Raw genomic sequence first — 16087 nt, forward strand, 5'->3', positions numbered from 1 at the left:
GCTGGTCGGTACGGATGCCCCGGTGGCGTCCGGCTGGGACGATGGAGCCACTGCCGCGCCGCAGCCGGCCGGGCCCGCCCGGTCGAGGCGGAGCGACGCTACTGAGGGGATACCGCGGAGATGGCTAACCCGTTCGTCAAGGGTTGGAAGTACCTGATGGCGCTGTTCGGCGCCAGGATCGACGAGCACGCCGATCCCAAGGTGCAGATCCAGCAGGCCATCGAGGAGGCCCAGCGCCAGCACCAGGCGCTCGTCCAGCAGGCCGCCGCGGTGATCGGCAACCAGCGGCAGCTCGAGATGAAGCTGTCCCGCCAGATGTCGGAGGTCGAGCGGCTCCAGGCCAACGCGCGCCAGGCCCTCGTCCTCGCCGACCAGGCCCGCGCCAAGGGCGACGAGGCCGAGGCCAACCGCTACGAGCACTCCGCGCAGACCCTGGCCACCCAACTGGTCTCCGCCGAGCAGGCCACCGAGGACCTGAAGACCCTGCACGACCAGGCGCTGGGCGCCGCCGCCCAGGCTCGCCGGGCGGTCGAGAACAACTCGATGATCCTCCAGCAGAAGCTCGCCGAGCGCACCAAGCTGCTCAGCCAGCTGGAACAGGCCAAGATGCAGGAGAGCGTGGCCCGCTCGCTGGAGTCGATGTCGGCGCTGACCGCGCCCGCCAACACCCCCTCGCTCGACGAGGTGCGCGACCGGATCGAGCAGCGGTACGCCACCGCGATGGGCCGCGCCGAGCTGGCCGGCAACTCCGTCGAGGGCCGGATGCTGGAGATCCAGAAGGCGACCCTCGACTCGGCCGGCTCCGCCCGGTTGGAGCAGATCCGGTCGAGCATGGCCGGTGAGCAGCTCGGCGGCAGGCAGGAACGACCGCCCGTCGCGCGTACGGAGCCCGCCGCGCCGGCAACCGACCCGGCCGCCGCCGCCCGGCTGGACGAGATCCGGGCCAGCATGGGCCGGGAACGCGGCACCGGGGACACCACCGCCGCCGGCTGAGGCCGGTCAGGTCGAGGAGGCAGCAGAGGTGGCAGACGAGCGCACGCGGTACTTCCGGCGCCTGAGTCGGTTGCGACGGTCCGCCCGCCGGTGGAGCGTCACGGCAGGGGGCCTCGGCGGCGCGGCCGCCGTGCTGACCCCGTACGCCGGGCTCGGGCTGCCCGACGCGGCCTGGGCGGCCGGGGCGGGCGGGGCGCTGGTGCTCGCCGCCTGGCGCTGGGTCGACCTGCGCGCGCTGGCCGCCCAGCCGGCGCCGCCCGCGCTCGACCCGGCCGAGGCCGCCGCCCGGTCACGCGCCCGCTTCGTCGCCGCCGTGGAGCGGCTCCCCGCCGGCCCCGGCGTGCTGGCCGAGGTGCGTCGGGTGCGCTCCCGGGTGGCGCTGCGCGGCACCAGCGCCGCCGAGCCGTGGGCCCGGCTGGACCGGGCCGCCCTCACCCTCGCCGGGATGGCCGGCCGGCTGACCGGGCTGGCCGGGCCCGCCGTGTCGGAGGCGGCCGACGCGGACCGCTCGCTGCGGGACCTCGCCGGCCGGGTGGCCAGCGTCGAACGCGCGCTGCGGCTCGCCCCCGCCGACGCCCGGCCGCCGCTGGCCGAGGCGCACCGGGCGTTGGCCGGCCAACTGGAGCAGGGTGTCGCGGCGTACGAGCGGCTGGTCGTGGCCGCCGCCGGCTACGTCGCCGAGGACGCGCGTCCCGACGCCGACCACCCGGCCGCCTCCCGCCTGACCGAGGCGACCGACCTGCTGCACGGGGTCGCCTCGGCGCTGGCCGAGCTGCGCGGCGTGGGCGCGCCGCTGCGCGCTCCCTGATCAGGCGCGCCGCTGCGTGCTCCCTGATCAGGCGCGCCGCTGCGTGCTCCCTGATCAGGGCGGCGTCGTGACCGGCACCGGGCCGGTGAACGGGGAGCTGCCGACGACGTTGAACGACCGGATGCGGTAGTGGTAGGTGACGCCCCGCGCCAGGCCGGTGTTGGTGAAGCCGCGGCCGGTGACGGTGAAGGTCGACACCTCCCGGCTGAACGCCGGGTCCAGCGCCCGCTGCACGATGAACCCGGCCCCCGGTCCGGCGGGGGTGCTCGACGACCAGCCGAGGATCACCGTCGCCGTGTCGGGCCCGGGCGCCGTGGCGGTGGCGGTCACCCCCGTGGGCAGGCCCGGGGCTGGCGGCGTGGTCGCCCGGGCCACCGTCGACCAGGGTGACGCGGCCCCGAGATAGGTGGTCCGCACCCGGTAGTAGTACGTGGTGTCCGGGGCGACCGCCGCGTCGAGGTGGTTGTCGCCGACCCCGATCGCGGTGGTGCCCGGCCCGCTGCTGAAGGTCGGGTTGGTGGCCCGCTGCACGTCGATGCCGGTGGCGAAGGAACGGTTGGTCCAGCGCAGCACGATCCGCAGTGGAGCGGCCGGCGGGATCGCCGCGGTCAGCCCCGCCGGCGCGGCGAGTTGCACCGACGCCGGCACGCTGTTGGACCAGGTGGAGCAGCTCACCGCGTTCTCCGCCCGGATCCGGTAGTGGTAGGTCACCCCCGGGGTGACGGTGGCGTCGGTGTAGCGGCTCGCCGTGGCCGCCACGGTGATCGCGGTCAGCCCCTGCGTGAAGGTGGCGTCGGTGGCCCGCTGGAGCAGGTGGCTGGTGGCCGCCGGGCGGCTGCCGTTGCCCGTCCAGGCCAGCGCGATCGCCGGCAGCGCGGTCGCCGAGCCCGGGGCCGGCGTCGCGGTCAGCCCGGTCGGCGCCCTGGGCGAGACCCGCAGCACCAGGGGCCGGATCATGCCCTGGTCGCGGTGCCCGGCGAGCTGGCTGTGCCAGTGGTACTCCCAGCCCAGGTTGACGAGCTGGTTCACCACCAGCGACGGCCGGCCGTCGACCGGGCTGACCGGGGTCGAGCCGGTCCGGGCGCCGGCCGGGCGGGCCGGGTCGAGCAGCCGTACGCTGTCGCCGATCTTGAACGGCAGCGGCGGCGCGACGGGCCGCAGGGCGACGATCACGTCTTCCCGCGGGTCGACCCGGACCACCTGCTTCCAGCCCCGCTCGGCGGGGTGCGGCGGGCGGGTGGCGCCGTCCCAGCCGACCCGGTTGACCAGTTGGACGTCGCAGCCGGCGAACCGCACCGGCTGGGTCTGCCGGCTGTTGCCGCGGATGCGCCAGAGCTGGGTGCCGTCGGCGGGCGCGCCCACTCCGATCGCCGGATCGCTCACGTGCAGCACCTCGGTGGCCGGATCGGTCGGGCCGAGCGGCAGGGTGATGGGGGCGAGCGGCCCGGCGTGCGGGTGCCCGACGCCCAGCCGGCCGACCAGCCGGCCGTGCTCCGGTTCGAAGACCTGCTGCACCGCCTTCACCTGCAACGGGAGGAGCACCGGGGCGGCGCCGCCGGTCGGCACGAAGCTGACCGTGGTGGCGTGCACCGGGACGACCGTTCCCCGGCCGGTACGGGTGCCGAACGCCGCGTCGTACGCCGCCTGCGGCACGATCGGCGGGCGCTGGCTGGCCGCGTACGCGCGGGGCAGGCGGTCCCGCAGCCGGGCCAGGTCGTACGGCGGCGCCGGGGTGCCGGCGACCCGGAACTGGAGCAGCGTGCGGGTGTTCGGGCCGTACCCGGGGCGGGTCGGCGGCGGGCCACCCTCGGCGGTGCGGTCCGGGGCACCCGTGTGGTGGTCGGCGCGCGGGTCGAAGCCGGGCAGCGGGGCGGGGCAGTCGTTGTAGAGGATCACCGTGCCACCCGGCGGCACGGCCGAGAAGTCGACCAGCACGTCGGCCACCTCGCCCGGGGCGAGCAGCAGCGCGTGCGAGTCGACGTTGAGCACGGTCGGGTCCCGGCGGTCGTACCGGTAGCCGACCGGCTGGTTGGGCACGACCACCGGCGCGGGGAGCAGGCCGCCCTCGTTGCCGATCTGGACCAGCGCCGGGCCGGCGGCGCGCGGGTCGGGGACCCCGCCCTCGCGCCCGTCCGTCGGCCAGCCCGCCGGACGGTCCGGCGCGCGGACCGCCTCCACCATCGGCACCTCGCCGGCGTCCGCGTCGGCCAGGTCGCCCTCCGGGTCCCACATCGGGCCGTCGGAGCGGGCCCGGTAGAGCTGGAGGTTCAGGCCGCGGTCCAGGCAGGCGTTGAGGATCCGGAAGCGGTACGTCCGCGGCGCGACCTCCAGGTACGGGTACGCGACCCCGTTGACCAGCATGGTGTCGCCGAACGCGTCCGGCACCGCCGACGGGTGCGGGACGCCGGGCGTCAGCGGCGGCTCCTCCGGGTCCGTGACCGGGTCGTGGTGCGCGTTCGGCACCGGGCCCGCGTCGGGCGTCCCGGGGTGCTCCCGCGGCCCGGGCTCGTCGGCCGTACGCGACCACGGGCCGTAGTCCCACCGGCCGGTCGGGTTCGTCCCGTCGGCCCGGTGCGGGTTCTGCCGGGGCTGGTAGACGTGCGGGTGCCAGAGGCTGCCCCGGGAGCCCCAGCGGTCCCGGTCCCAGGTCGGGTCCTCCCCGGCGAGCTGGGTGTCGTCCGGCACGAACGTCTTGTCCTCGATCACCAGCGGGAGCTGGTCGGCGGGCAGCACGCCGTCGGCGACGAGTTCCTCCTCGGCCGGGTCGGTGAGCAGGTAGAGCGCGAGCTGCCCGGAGTAGACGGTCAGCCGGGCCAGGCCGACGGTGTTGTCGTGGAACCAGCACAGCCGCCCGCTCTGCTCGTTCGGGTAGTAGAGCGTGGTGGCGCCCGCGCCGGGCGGCGGCATGTCGGGGACGTGGGCCAGGCCGGTCCCGTTCGGGTACGGGGTGATCTCGCCCGCCGGGGTCACCCACTGCCAGGGGTTGCCGGCGCTGATCCACCCGGTGTGCGCGCCCGCCAGGCGCAGCACCGCCCGGTTCTGCGGGTAGGGCGCGGGGCCGTCGAGCGGGCCCGTCCCCGCGCCCGCCACCGTCGGGTCGACCGGCAGGAAGAGCTCCCCGGCCCGGCCGGTGGGAAGGTGGTTGATGAACTTGACCCGGACCGGGCGGCCCCGGCGGGCCAGGATGACCGGGCCGAGGTGCCAGGGGCGCCCCGCCGGCACCACCGTGTTGTGCCCGTTGGCGTCCGTGCCGAGGTTGAGCTGGCGGTAGCCGCGCAGCCGGGTCGCCGGCAGGTCCCGGTGCAGTCGCTGCGCGTACTGCTCCAGGACGATCTCGTAGTAGTCGCAGCCCGGGTAGCTGATGGTGTCGGGCACCGCCACGGGGAGGTGGCCGCCCAGATGGGTGCGGCCGAGTGTGCCGAGGCCGGGCAGCGCGTCGACGAACTTGCGGATGCCGGTGCCGGGCACCACCCGGCCGTCGGCCCCGACGACCGGCAGCGGGCTGCGGGCGTAGTTCGGCACCGGACCGAAGCAGCGCGGGACGGCCGCCGGGTCGAGGCTGGCCGGCACCACGACCGGCTCCTCCACGCGCCGGGCCGCCGGGACCGGCCCCGCCGGACGGGATCCGGCGGTGGCGCCGTTCCCGGTGCGGGGCGCCGCCCGCTCCCACGGGATCCGGAGTCTGCGGAACAGGTCCATGGCTCTCCCCGGTGTCCGGGCGCGGGGCCCGCCACGGCGCCGTGGCGGCCCGGTCGCGCGTCGCTGACGATGCGTGAGGAGTCAACCGCAGCATGCGACGCGACGGCGGGGTTAGGAAGTACCCAATCGTCCGTATCTGTGGCGGGGACGCGACTTTCCCGCCGCACCGGCGGAGTGTCCCGCCCGACACGCCGGCCCCACGCCGGTCGACCGGTGGCGGAGGGAGGGCCGACGTGCCCCCAGGATCGTCAGCCGGCCGGGCGTTCGGGCTGGCAGACGGGGCACCAGTAGGTGACCCGCTCGCCCAGCTCCTCCTTGCGGATCGCGGTGCCGCACCGGCGGCAGGGCTGGGCGCGCCGCCCGTAGACGTAGCTGGTCTGCCCCCGGTGCAGCGACCCGGTGGTGCTCTGCGTCCAGCGGCCCCGGTTGGCCGCGAGCAGCTTCTGCGCCAGGGCCACTGTGCCGGCGAGATCCGGCACGGCGCGTACCGGCGTCCACGGCGACACGCCGCGCAGGAACAGGATCTCGCACTTGTAGAGGTTGCCGACGCCGGCCAGGTTGCGCTGGTCCAGCAGGGCCTCGCCGATGGTGACGTCCGGGTGGGCGGCCAGCCGGCGTACCGCCTCGGCCGGGTCCCAGTCCGTGCCGAGCAGGTCGGGGCCGAGGTGGCCGACCAGCGAGTCCTCCTCGGCCGTCGGCACCAGCGCCAGCTCGTGCAGGTGGTAGCCGACGGCGACCGCCTGCGGGGCGCGCAGCACCGCCCGGATCAGGTGCGCCGGCCGGGCGGTCCACCGTTCCCCCGGCGCGTACGCCCGCCAGGCGCCCTCCATCCGCAGGTGGGAGTGCAGCGTCCAGCGGGCCCCGCCGCCTCCCGTGGCGGCGTCTCCCGGCGGCGTGTCTCCCGGCGGTGCGTCTCCCGGCGGTGCGACGAGGCGGAGCAGCAGGTGTTTGCCCCGGCTGGCAGACTCCCGCACCGTCCAGCCGGTGAGGTCGGTCGCGGCGAGCCGGGGCACCCGGAAGTCGCTGCCGGTGAGGCGGGCGCCCGCCAGCGCGCGGTGCAGGACGCGGGCGGTGTTCCAGACGGTGTCGCCTTCGGGCACCCGTCCATCCTCCCTCGCCGGCCGGGACCCGGCGCGGCGGTCACCGGGCCGCGACGCGCAGCAGGTCGCCCGGTGCCACCGTGAGCAGGTCGACCGCCCGGCCGCCGTTGACCGCCACGGCGACCAGGCCGGCCGAGTCGGCGTGCACCACCAGCCGGCCCGCCGGGGCGTCCCCGAAGGTGCGGCCGTGCACCGCCTCGCGCCCGGCCCCCGGCTCGACGTCCGGCCGCACCCGCACCCGGGCCGGCAGCGGCGCCAGCAGGTCGGCCGGCGCGGCCAGTTGCACGTTGCCGAAGTGGTCCACGGTCAGCACCTCGGCGGTGAAGCCCGCCGCCTCCGGCCGGACGACCGGCGTCGGCAGCCGGACCAGGGTCGCCGGGTCGATGGTCGGGCCGGCGCCGGACAGCGGGGCGCCGAGCGCCAGCCGCGCGGCCACGGGCGCGAAGACGTCCCGGCCGTGGAACGTGCGGGACACCTCGGGCGCGAGCCAGTCCGGCGCGGTCAGCTCGACGGCCGCCGTGACCCCGCCGAGCGCCTCGGCGGCGTCGACGAGCAGGCCGTTGTCCGGCCCCACCAGCAGCCCGCGCGGCGCGGCCAGGGCGACGCCCCGGCGGGCGGTGCCGACGCCGGGGTCGACCACCGCCACGTGCACGCCCTCGGGCAGGTGGGGCACGGTCTGCGCCAGCACCGCCGCGCCCCGGCGCACGTCGGCCGGCGGCACCAGGTGGGTCACGTCGATCACCCGGGCGGCCGGCGCCAGCCGGGCGATCACCCCGTGGCAGGCGGCCACGAAGCCGTCGGCGAGACCGTAGTCGGTGGTCAGCGAGATCCAGGGGGTGCGGTCCATGCCGGGCAGGTTAGTCGCCGGCGGTGAGCCGCAGTTCGACGATCAGCCCTCGTGCGGCGCGGTCCCCGGCCCGGGGCGGCGCTGGCGGATATGGGACAGCCGGATGGCCGACCGGCCACTGCCGGGACGGGACCGGGTTGGGCAGACTGCCAGGGGTGACCAACCGCAGCCTGCCCGCCGTCGCGGTGCTCGTGATCGCCGCCGCCCTGACCGCCGCCTGCGGAGACGACGCGGAGGAGCCCCCGCGCGCCGCGCCCCCGGCCGCCTCGGCGTCGACGCCGGCCGCCGACGTGCCGTCGGGCCCCACGGCGCCGGGGACGGCCACGACGGCCACCACGTCCGCCGCACCGCCCACCGGCGGGGGGCCGGCCGGGCCGAGCGCCGGGACCACCGAACGCCGCCCGGCCAGCCCGCCGCCGGTGGAGTTGCCCGCCCGGCCGTCCGGGACGCCGGGCGCGCGGCAGGTCGTCGACGCGTTCAAGGCGGCCGGGCTGAAGGTGCCGAACCCACGGGACCGCTCGGTCGACTGCGGGCCGGACGGCCTCGGCCTGGGCTGCTCCGAGCTGATCGCCACCGACGCCGTCACCGTCTACGTCTTCCCGGACGAGTCGAGCGCCAGCGACATCGCCGAGGCCTGGGGCGGTCAGTCCTTCCGGCGCGGCACGGTGGTGCTCAACTACCTGGAGGCGAGGACGCCCAAGGCTGACCGCCTCGGGTACGAGAGGGTCCTCACCGGCCTGCGCTGACGCGCCCGGGCATCCGGCAACCCCGGCCGCCCATCCGTCGTCGGACGTGTGGTGCCGAGCACGGCCGCGTCGGTCGTGTGGCGGGCTGCCCGGCAGGCTTGCCCCGGGAGCACTGTCGAGCTGCCCCGTCTGTGGGACCGCCGCACCGAGCCCGCACCTGTGGACCCCGCTGACCCCGTCAGCCCGTGAAGGACTCGGGGCCGAAGCGGCTCCAGGCCACGAAGGCGGCGATGGCGAGATAGACCAGGTCGGGCACGATCGTCACCGTCTCGCCACGGCGAAGGCGCATGGCCGCCGCGCCGACGAACAGCAACGCCACGCAGGTGGCGGTCACGGGCACCAGAACCGGCGCGATGTCGAGGACCGCGGGCAGGACCAGGCCCGCCGCAGCCAGGATTTCGAGGGTCCCGATGGCCCTGAGGGTGCCGGGGCTGAAATCCAGGACCCATTCCGCGGCGTGGCCCCCCATGGAGGCCATCTTCTCCCTGGGTACGAACATCTTGGAGGTGCTGACCAGGAGGACAACGGTCAGCAGCCCGGTGGCGATCCACAGCCAGCGGTCGAGGTCCATCGGTTGCTCCTTGCAGAGTCGTAGAGATTGTCGTTTCCTGCGGTGCGGTGGCCGGTGCCGGCTGCGCGTCAGCGACTCCGACGTCGACGATGGCGGAGCCGCCACCCATCCGGCGGCCTCGGCCTCACGTCACTCCGTGGGCCGGCGAGCCTGGTGAAACCTGCGGGCGACCGCCCAGGCGTCGGCCACCGAACCCAGGTGCTGGAGCTTGGCGGGGTTGATCACCAAGCGGATCGCCTGGATCTGCCCGTCGAGGATGTCGAGCGCCAAGGTGTTGACCGCCTTGTTGTCCCGGTCGCGGAAGATCGCGCCCGGCTGGCCGTTCACCTCGTGTGGCTCGAGGACACCGCCGATCCGGACCATCGGCGCAGCGGCCGCGGCGAGCACCCGGGCCACGTTGTCGGCGCCGATGATGGCCCGGGGCAGTTGCGGGGCCTTGCCACCGCCGTCGCTGATCATCTGCACGTCGGCGGCGAGGAGTTCCCGTAGCCCGTCGAGATCGCCTTCCCTGAAGGCGTCGAAGAAGCGCTCGGCGAGTTCCTCGCGCTCCCTGCGGTCTGCATCGAACCGGGGCCGGCCCGCGTCCATGTGGCGGCGCGCCCGCACCGCGAGCTGGCGGCAGGCCGCCTCCGAGCGGCCCACCGTCGACGCGATCTCCCCGAAGCCGAACCCGAACACCTCCCGCAGCACGAAGACCGCGCGCTCGAGCGGACTGAGCCGCTCGAGCAGCAACAGCGCCGCCATCGACACCGAGTCGGCCAGCTCCGCCGACCGCTCCGGATCCTCGTACGGGTCGGCCAGCAGCGGTTCGGGCAACCACTGCCCGACGTACTCCTCCCGCCGCAGCCGGGCCGAGCGCAGCACGTTGATCGCGACCCGGGTGACCACGGCCGAGAGAAACGCCTTGGTCGACGTGGGCCGTGTCGGGGAGGCCTCGTAGCGCAGCCAGGTCTCCTGGACCGCGTCCTCGGCCTCGCTCACGCTGCCGAGAATCCGGTAGGCGATCGCGAACAGCAGCGCCCGCAGTTCTTCGAACTCCTCGGCCCGGGTCACGCCGGCTCCTCCTTGAGGCACTGCCGCCCCGACGCTCCGCGCCTCTCCGCCGACCTCGGTCACCACGGGGCGGGGCCGTTGCGATCGATGAAGATTCCGGTCGGCCCGTCGGCATCGATCATCGCGAGTTTGACGATCGAGTCGGTGCCCTCAGTGACGGTCAGCTGACCGGTGTGATTGTTCATGTCGGTCGCGGCGAACTTGCGAGTGGCGATCTCCCCGGGAGTGGCGATGTTGAACTTGATCTCCGGAAGCGCCTGGGCGTACCGGACGGTGATCATGTTCAGGGCGTATTTCGACGAGCTGTAGGCAAGCTCGTGCATCTTCGAGACGGGCTGGTCCGGATCGGTCACGACCGTCATGGACCCGGCACCACTGGACACCATGACCACCCGCGGATTCTTCGCCGCCCGCAGCAAGGGAAGGAAGGCGTGCGTGACCCTGATCGGTCCGTACACATTCGTGTCGTAGACGGAGTGAACTTCGTCGGCCGTCGCGTCCGCTGGCGCGACACCGTTCCCGCTGGCGCCCGCGTTGTTGATCAACACGTCCAGCCGGTCGGTGTGCTCCCGCACACGTCGTACGGCGGCGGTCACCGACTCCTCCGACGTCACGTCGAGCGGGACCATGATCACGTTCGCGCCGCCGGCGGTCAGCCTGTCGGCGGCTGCTCGTCCTCGACCCTGGTCACGCGAGCCGAGGAAGATCGTCCAGCCCTGCTCCCCGAGCCGCCGGGCGGCCTCGAGACCAAGTCCTTTGTTGCCTCCGGTGATCAACACAGAGGTCTGTTCCGAGTTCGTCATACCCCCGAGACACATACGCCGGCCCGGCTGTGACACGGTGAGCGCCGCGTCACAACCACTCCACCAGGAGCCCTGCACGGCTGCCGCCCCGCCACCACGCCCCGCGTCGACGCAGTCGCCGGTCATGGGGCCTGGGTGCGGTTCAGCCGCGCAGGCGCAGGCCGCGTGGGGTGGCCCGGAAGCCGGCGGCGGTGAGCGCGTCGCGCAGCGGCGAGGAACGCACCGCCCCGCCGTCGGCCCGCTCGACCGACATCGCCCCCAGCGCGCCGGAGTGGACCGCGTCGGCGAGCGCCTTGCCGGCCGCCGCCAGCGTGTCGGCGTCGTCGCTGAAGGAGAGGATGGTCCGCCCGCCGCGCTCGACGTAGAGCACCAGGTCGCCAGCGACCAGCACCACCAGGGCGCCGGCCTTGCGCCCCGCCCGGTGCCCGGTCGCCGGGGCGGCCCCGTCGCCCGAGTCGACCACCCGTTCCGGCCAGGGCAGCGCCGCCCCGTACGGGTTGGCCGGGTCCGTCGCGGCGAGCACCAGGGTGGGCCCGCCGCGCCCCCGCCCGCCGTCGGCCGGCTCCGCCAGCGCCCGGATCCGGTCCACCGCGCCCGGCACCGCGAACTGCGCCGCGCCCAGCCCCTCGACGAAGTAGCCCCGCCGGGCCGCGCCGCGCTCCTCGAGCGCGGAGAGCACCGGATAGACCGCCGCGAACCCGCCGGCCACCTGCTCGGCAACGACCGCCCCCCGGGTCACCACGCCGTGCCGTTCGAGCAACACGTCGGCCAGGGCGGCGGCGCGGCGGGTGGGGTCGGTGTCGCGTTCCGGCAGGCGCGACCAGCGCCCGGCAACGGTCGGCGGGCCGCCTCGGGTCGGCAGGGCCACCCGCCCGGGGCGGCGGTAGCGGGTGCGCGGCGCGGTCGGGCGAGACCGGTGCGCCCCGCCGGCGCCGAGCACCGCCCGCAGCGGGGCCAGGGTGTCGTTGGTGAGATGGCCGGCCCAGACCAGATCCCAGACGACCGCGGTCAACGCGGCGTCGTCCGTCGAGCCCACCCGGTCGGACAGCGACCGGAAGAACAACGCCTGCCCGTCGCCGAGCGCCTCCAGCACCGCGTCGTGCAGCGGGGTGCGGGTGAGCGCCTCGTCGGGCGGGGGCAGCAGCAGCGGGGCGGCGTCCGCGTACGCGAGGGTGACCCAGCCGTCCCCGCCGGAGATCGCCCCCGAGCCGGCCCAGAGCACCTCGCCGCTGGCGCACAGCTCGTCGAGCTGGGCGGGGGAGTAGTCGGCGACCCGGCCGGGCAGCACCAGGCGTTCCAGGGCCGACGCCGGCACCGCCGCCCCCTGGAGCTGCTCGACCGCCGCGGCCAGCGCCTCCACGCCGCGCGCCGACGAGCCGACCTGCTGCCACCGGGGCAGGAACGCGGCCAGCGCGCGGGGCGGCACCGGCTCGATCTCCCGGCGTAGCGCGGCGAGGGACCGGCGGCGCAGCAGGCGCAGCACCTCCGCGTCGCACCACTGGGCGCCGGCCGTGTCCGGGGTGAACTCGCCGGAGACGACCCGGCCGGTGGCGGCGAGCCGGCGCAGCGCCTGCTCCACCACGGCCACCCCGAGCCCGAACCGGGCGGCGCAGGTGGCGGCCGCGAACGGGCCGTGCGTACGCGCGTAGCGGGCGACCAGGTCGCCCAGCGGGTCGGCCACCGGGGCGAGGTACGCCTCGGCGACCCCGACCGGCAGGGCCACGCCGAGGGCGTCGCGCAGCCGGGCCGCGTCCTCGACGCCCACCCAGCGCTCCTCGCCGGCGATGCGCACCCGCAGCACCCGGCGGGCGGCCGCCAGCCCGGTCAGCCATTCCACGGGCGCGCCCCGCTCGGCCAGCTCGGCCTCGGACAGGTCGCCGACCACCCGGAGCAGCTCGACCACGTCCTCCGCGTCGCGCGGGCGGCGCTGCTCGGTCAGCCAGCGCAGCTGCCGTTCGGTCTCGGCCAGCACCGCCGGGTCGAGCAGCTCGCGCAGGTCGACGCGGCCGAGCAGCTCGCCGAGCAGGGCCGAGTCCAGCGCCAGCGCGGCCGCCCGTCGCTCCGCGAGGGGGGCGTCGCCCTCGTAGAGGAAGGCCCCGACGTAGCCGAACAGCAGCGACCGGGCGAACGGCGACGGCTGGGCGGTCTCCACCTCGACCAGGCGCACCTTGCGGGCGGCCAGGTCGCGCATCAGCTCCGCCAGCGCGGGCTGGTCGAAGACGTCCTGGAGGCACTCCCGGGCGGCCTCGAGGGTGACCGGGAAGTCGGCGTACTCGCGGGCGACGTCGAGCAGCTGGGCGGCGCGCTGGCGCTGCTGCCACAGCGGCTGGCGGCGGCGCGGGTCGCGGCGGGGCAGCAGCAGCGACCGGGCGGCGCACTCCCGGAACCGGGACGCGAACAGCGCGGAGGTGCCGACGGACTCCTCGACGAGCTGTGCGATCTCCTCCGGCTCGAAGACCACCACGTCCGCGCCCGGCGGCTCGTCGGCCGTGTCCGGCAGGCGGACGACGATGCCGTCGTCGGACGGCATCACCTGGGCGTCCACGCCGTAGCGCTCGGTGAGCCGGCGGCCGATCGCCAGCGCCCACGGCCCGTTGACCCGGGCGCCGAGCACGCTGTGGACGGCCAGCCGCCAGTCGCCCAGCTCGTCGCGGAAGCGCTCGACCACCACGGTGCGGTCGTCGGGCAGGGACCGGGTGGCCTCCTTCTGCTCGCGCAGGTAGGCCATCAGGTTGCCGGCGGCCCAGTCGTCGAGCCCGCCGGCCCGCAGCGTGGCGACGGCGGACCTGTCGTCCTGCCGCAGCAGGGCGCGCACCCGGGCGCCGATGGCCCGGCCCAGCTCGACGGGCCGGCCGAGCTGGTCGCCCTTCCAGAAGGGCATCTTCGCCGCCTGCCCGGGGGCTGGGGAGACCAGCACCCGGTCGGGCGTGATCTCCTCGATCCGCCAGGACGAGGAGCCGAGCAGGAACACGTCGCCGACCCGCGACTCGTAGACCATCTCCTCGTCCAGCTCGCCGACCCGGGCGGCCCGTTCGGCGCCGGCCAGGAAGACGCCGAAGAGCCCCCGGTCGGGGATGGTGCCGCCGCTGGTCACCGCGAGCCGCTGCGCGCCGGGCCGGCCGGTGAGCGTGTCGGTGGCGCGGTCCCAGACCAGCCGGGGCCGCAGCTCGGCGAACGCGGTGGACGGGTAGCGGCCGGAGAGCATGTCGAGCACGGCGTGCAGGGCCGAGTCGGGCAGCTCGGCGAAGGGCGCCGCCCGGCGGACCAGGACGGCCAGGTCGCCGACGTGCCACGGCTCCAGCGCGACCATGGCGACGATCTGCTGGGCGAGCACGTCGAGCGGGTTGCGCGGGTAGTGCAGCTCCTCGATGGCGCCGCCGCCCATCCGCTCGGCCACGACGGTGCAGGACAGCAGGTCGCCCCGGTGCTTGGGAAAGACGACGCCCCGGGAGACCGCGCCGACCTGGTGCCCGGCCCGACCCACCCGCTGCAGGCCGGCGGCCACGCTGGGCGGCGCCTCGATCTGCACGACCAGGTCGACCGCGCCCATGTCGATGCCCAGCTCGAGGCTGGAGGTGGCCACCACGGCGGGCAGCTGGCCGGACTTGAGCGCCTCCTCGATGTGCTTGCGCTCCTCCCGGGAGACGCTGCCGTGGTGGGCTCGGGCGATCACGGTCGGCGCGCCGGCCGCCCCACCGGCCTGGGCCATCATCTCCGCCGGAGTGCGGCGCGCCGGGCCGCCCCACGTGCCGGTGCCCCGGTCCGCACCGGCGGGCCCGCCCCACGTGCCGGTGCCCCGGTCCGGGCCGGTGGGGCCGTCCCACGCGTCGGCCTTCCGGGCCGGCACGGCCCGGTCGTCCCCGGCGCCGGGGACGGCGGGCAGGCCGGCCAACTCGTCGGCGGCCAGCTCGTTGAGCCGCGCGCAGAGCCGCTCGGCGGAGCGCCGCGAGTTGGTGAAGACGATGGTCGAGCGGTGCGCCCGGATCAGGGAGAAGACGCGCTCCTCGACCGCCGGCCAGATCGACGCCCGGCGCGGCCCGGGCCCACCGAGGTCGTCCTCCGGCGGCTCCTGCTCGTCGAGGCGGGTCATGTCCTCCACCGGGACCTGGACGCTGACCTCGATCGTCTTGGCGGTGGGCGGGGCGACGACGTCGACGGGCCGGGCGCCGCCGAGGAAGCGGGCGCACGCGTCGACCGGCCGGACCGTGGCGGACAGGCCGATCCGCTGCGCCGGCGCGGGCAGCAACCCGTCGAGGCGCTCCAGGGAGAGCGCGAGGTGCGCCCCGCGCTTGGTGCCGGCCACCGCGTGCACCTCGTCGAGGATGACCGTCTCGACGCCGCGCAGGGAGTCGCGGGCGGCGGAGGTCAGCAGCAGGAACAGCGACTCGGGCGTGGTGATGAGGATGTCGGGCGGGGTGCGGGCGAACGCGCGCCGCTCGTCGGCCGGGGTGTCGCCGGTGCGCATCCCCACGGTGATCTCCGGCGGGGCGACGCCCAACCGGGTGGCGGCCTGCCGGATCCCGGCCAGCGGCGTGCGCAGGTTGCGCTCGACGTCGACCGCGAGCGCCTTGAGCGGGCTGACGTAGAGCACCCGGCACCGGTGCCGGCGGTCGGCCGGGGCCGGCTCGCGGGCCAGCCGGTCGAGCGACCAGAGGAACGCGGCGAGCGTCTTGCCGGAGCCGGTGGGCGCCACCACCAGCGCGTTGCGGCCGGCGGCGACGGAACTCCAGGCACCGGCCTGGGCGGCGGTGGGCGCGGCGAAGGCGGCGGTGAACCATTCCCGGGTGGCCGCGCCGAAACCCGCCATCGCATCCGTCACGCCATCCATCCTGCCCCGGCCGTCTGACATCCGTTCCCCTGGCGGGCGCTGATGTGTCCTGGTCCGGCTCATACGCGATGGTTGTGCCGTTGAATGCGTTAAGTCTCACTTAACTGCTTGCTTGTAGCGTGCAACGTAAAGTAACTTCACTCGGAGTCGGCCGGGGTGGAGGGGATCGGATGACCGTCGAGGAGCGGAGCTTCGAGCCCGGCACCGACGTGCTCATCCGCAAGGTCGACAGGCATCTCGCCGCCGTCCGCGCCGGTCTCGCCGGGCCGGAGCTGGAGCTGGCCGAGCGGCTGGCCGCGGCGCTGCGGGAGCTGGTCGTCTCCACCGCCCAGGCCAGCGCCGCCGACCGGGGCCAGGTGCGTGCCGCGGTGCACTACTTCGTGCTGCGCCGGGAGAGCCGGGGCCGGCTGCTGTCGGTGCGGTCGCTCGCCGCCGCCCAGCGGGTGGTCAACAAGGTGGTGCTCCAGCTCGACCGCCCCGACCTGCTGGTGGAGACCCGCCGGGAGCGCCCCGCCCGGGAGCCCGCCGTCCCCGCCGCCGACATCACCGTCGGCTGACCGCGCCGCACGACGCCCTTCGGCCCCGCACCGGGCAGTCCACGGGAGAACGGCAAAGCCGGCCAAGGGTACGAATTCCCGC

The 16087-nt window shown here is 75.8% G+C and carries 11 protein-coding genes; 4 read left to right on the plus strand and 7 right to left on the minus strand.

Features of this window, described 5'->3' with window-relative positions; genetic code table 11:
* The first annotated feature begins 120 nt into the window (after positions 1–120).
* Positions 121–993, plus strand: a complete 873-nt coding sequence (locus ACGFZ2_RS09715; protein WP_393451815.1) for a PspA/IM30 family protein — start codon at positions 121–123, stop codon at positions 991–993.
* Positions 994–1021: 28 nt separating this feature from the next.
* Complete coding sequence (locus tag ACGFZ2_RS09720) at positions 1022–1801, plus strand: hypothetical protein (protein WP_393451818.1); 780 nt, start codon at positions 1022–1024, stop codon at positions 1799–1801.
* Between the two features lie 54 nt (positions 1802–1855).
* On the opposite strand, the gene ACGFZ2_RS09725 is transcribed toward ACGFZ2_RS09720, so the two are convergent.
* The 3 genes from ACGFZ2_RS09725 to ACGFZ2_RS09735 all read right to left on the minus strand — a co-directional run bounded on the left by ACGFZ2_RS09725 (position 1856) and on the right by ACGFZ2_RS09735 (position 7447).
* Positions 1856–5500: a hypothetical protein gene (locus ACGFZ2_RS09725; protein WP_393451821.1), complete on the minus strand. Its 3645-nt coding sequence runs from the start codon at positions 5498–5500 to the stop codon at positions 1856–1858.
* 248 nt (positions 5501–5748) lie between these two features.
* Positions 5749–6600 (minus strand): zinc finger domain-containing protein, encoded by an 852-nt coding sequence (locus ACGFZ2_RS09730; RefSeq protein WP_393451824.1) that lies wholly within the window; start codon positions 6598–6600, stop codon positions 5749–5751.
* A gap of 40 nt (positions 6601–6640) precedes the next feature.
* Entirely contained in the window at positions 6641–7447 is an 807-nt protein-coding gene (locus ACGFZ2_RS09735) for an S-adenosyl-l-methionine hydroxide adenosyltransferase family protein (protein ID WP_393265512.1), read from the minus strand.
* A gap of 155 nt (positions 7448–7602) precedes the next feature.
* Between ACGFZ2_RS09735 and ACGFZ2_RS09740 the strand changes: the two genes are divergently transcribed.
* Entirely contained in the window at positions 7603–8193 is a 591-nt protein-coding gene (locus ACGFZ2_RS09740; RefSeq protein WP_393451827.1) for a hypothetical protein, read from the plus strand.
* Between the two features lie 178 nt (positions 8194–8371).
* On the opposite strand, the gene ACGFZ2_RS09745 is transcribed toward ACGFZ2_RS09740, so the two are convergent.
* The 4 genes from ACGFZ2_RS09745 to ACGFZ2_RS09760 all read right to left on the minus strand — a co-directional run bounded on the left by ACGFZ2_RS09745 (position 8372) and on the right by ACGFZ2_RS09760 (position 15448).
* The gene (locus ACGFZ2_RS09745; protein ID WP_393451830.1) at positions 8372–8764 is read right to left on the minus strand and encodes a DoxX family protein; all 393 of its coding nucleotides are present in this window, start codon (positions 8762–8764) and stop codon (positions 8372–8374) included.
* 129 nt (positions 8765–8893) lie between these two features.
* Positions 8894–9817 carry an RNA polymerase sigma-70 factor gene (locus ACGFZ2_RS09750; RefSeq protein ID WP_393451833.1) on the minus strand — a complete coding sequence of 308 codons (924 nt, stop codon included), beginning with the start codon at positions 9815–9817 and terminating at the stop codon, positions 8894–8896.
* 59 nt (positions 9818–9876) lie between these two features.
* Positions 9877–10620, minus strand: coding sequence for an SDR family oxidoreductase (locus ACGFZ2_RS09755; protein ID WP_393451836.1), 744 nt, complete (start codon positions 10618–10620; stop codon positions 9877–9879).
* A 142-nt stretch (positions 10621–10762) separates the two neighbouring features.
* On the minus strand, positions 10763–15448 hold the full coding sequence (locus tag ACGFZ2_RS09760) for a DEAD/DEAH box helicase (RefSeq protein ID WP_393451839.1): 4686 nt from the start codon (positions 15446–15448) through the stop codon (positions 10763–10765).
* A 170-nt stretch (positions 15449–15618) separates the two neighbouring features.
* On the opposite strand from ACGFZ2_RS09760, the gene ACGFZ2_RS09765 reads away from it, so the two are divergent.
* Positions 15619–16005, plus strand: coding sequence for a hypothetical protein (locus ACGFZ2_RS09765; protein ID WP_393451842.1), 387 nt, complete (start codon positions 15619–15621; stop codon positions 16003–16005).
* The last annotated feature ends 82 nt before the right edge of the window (positions 16006–16087 follow it).

This window comes from Micromonospora sp. NPDC048063 (assembly GCF_043202855.1).
Classification (GTDB): Bacteria; Actinomycetota; Actinomycetes; order Mycobacteriales; family Micromonosporaceae; genus Micromonospora.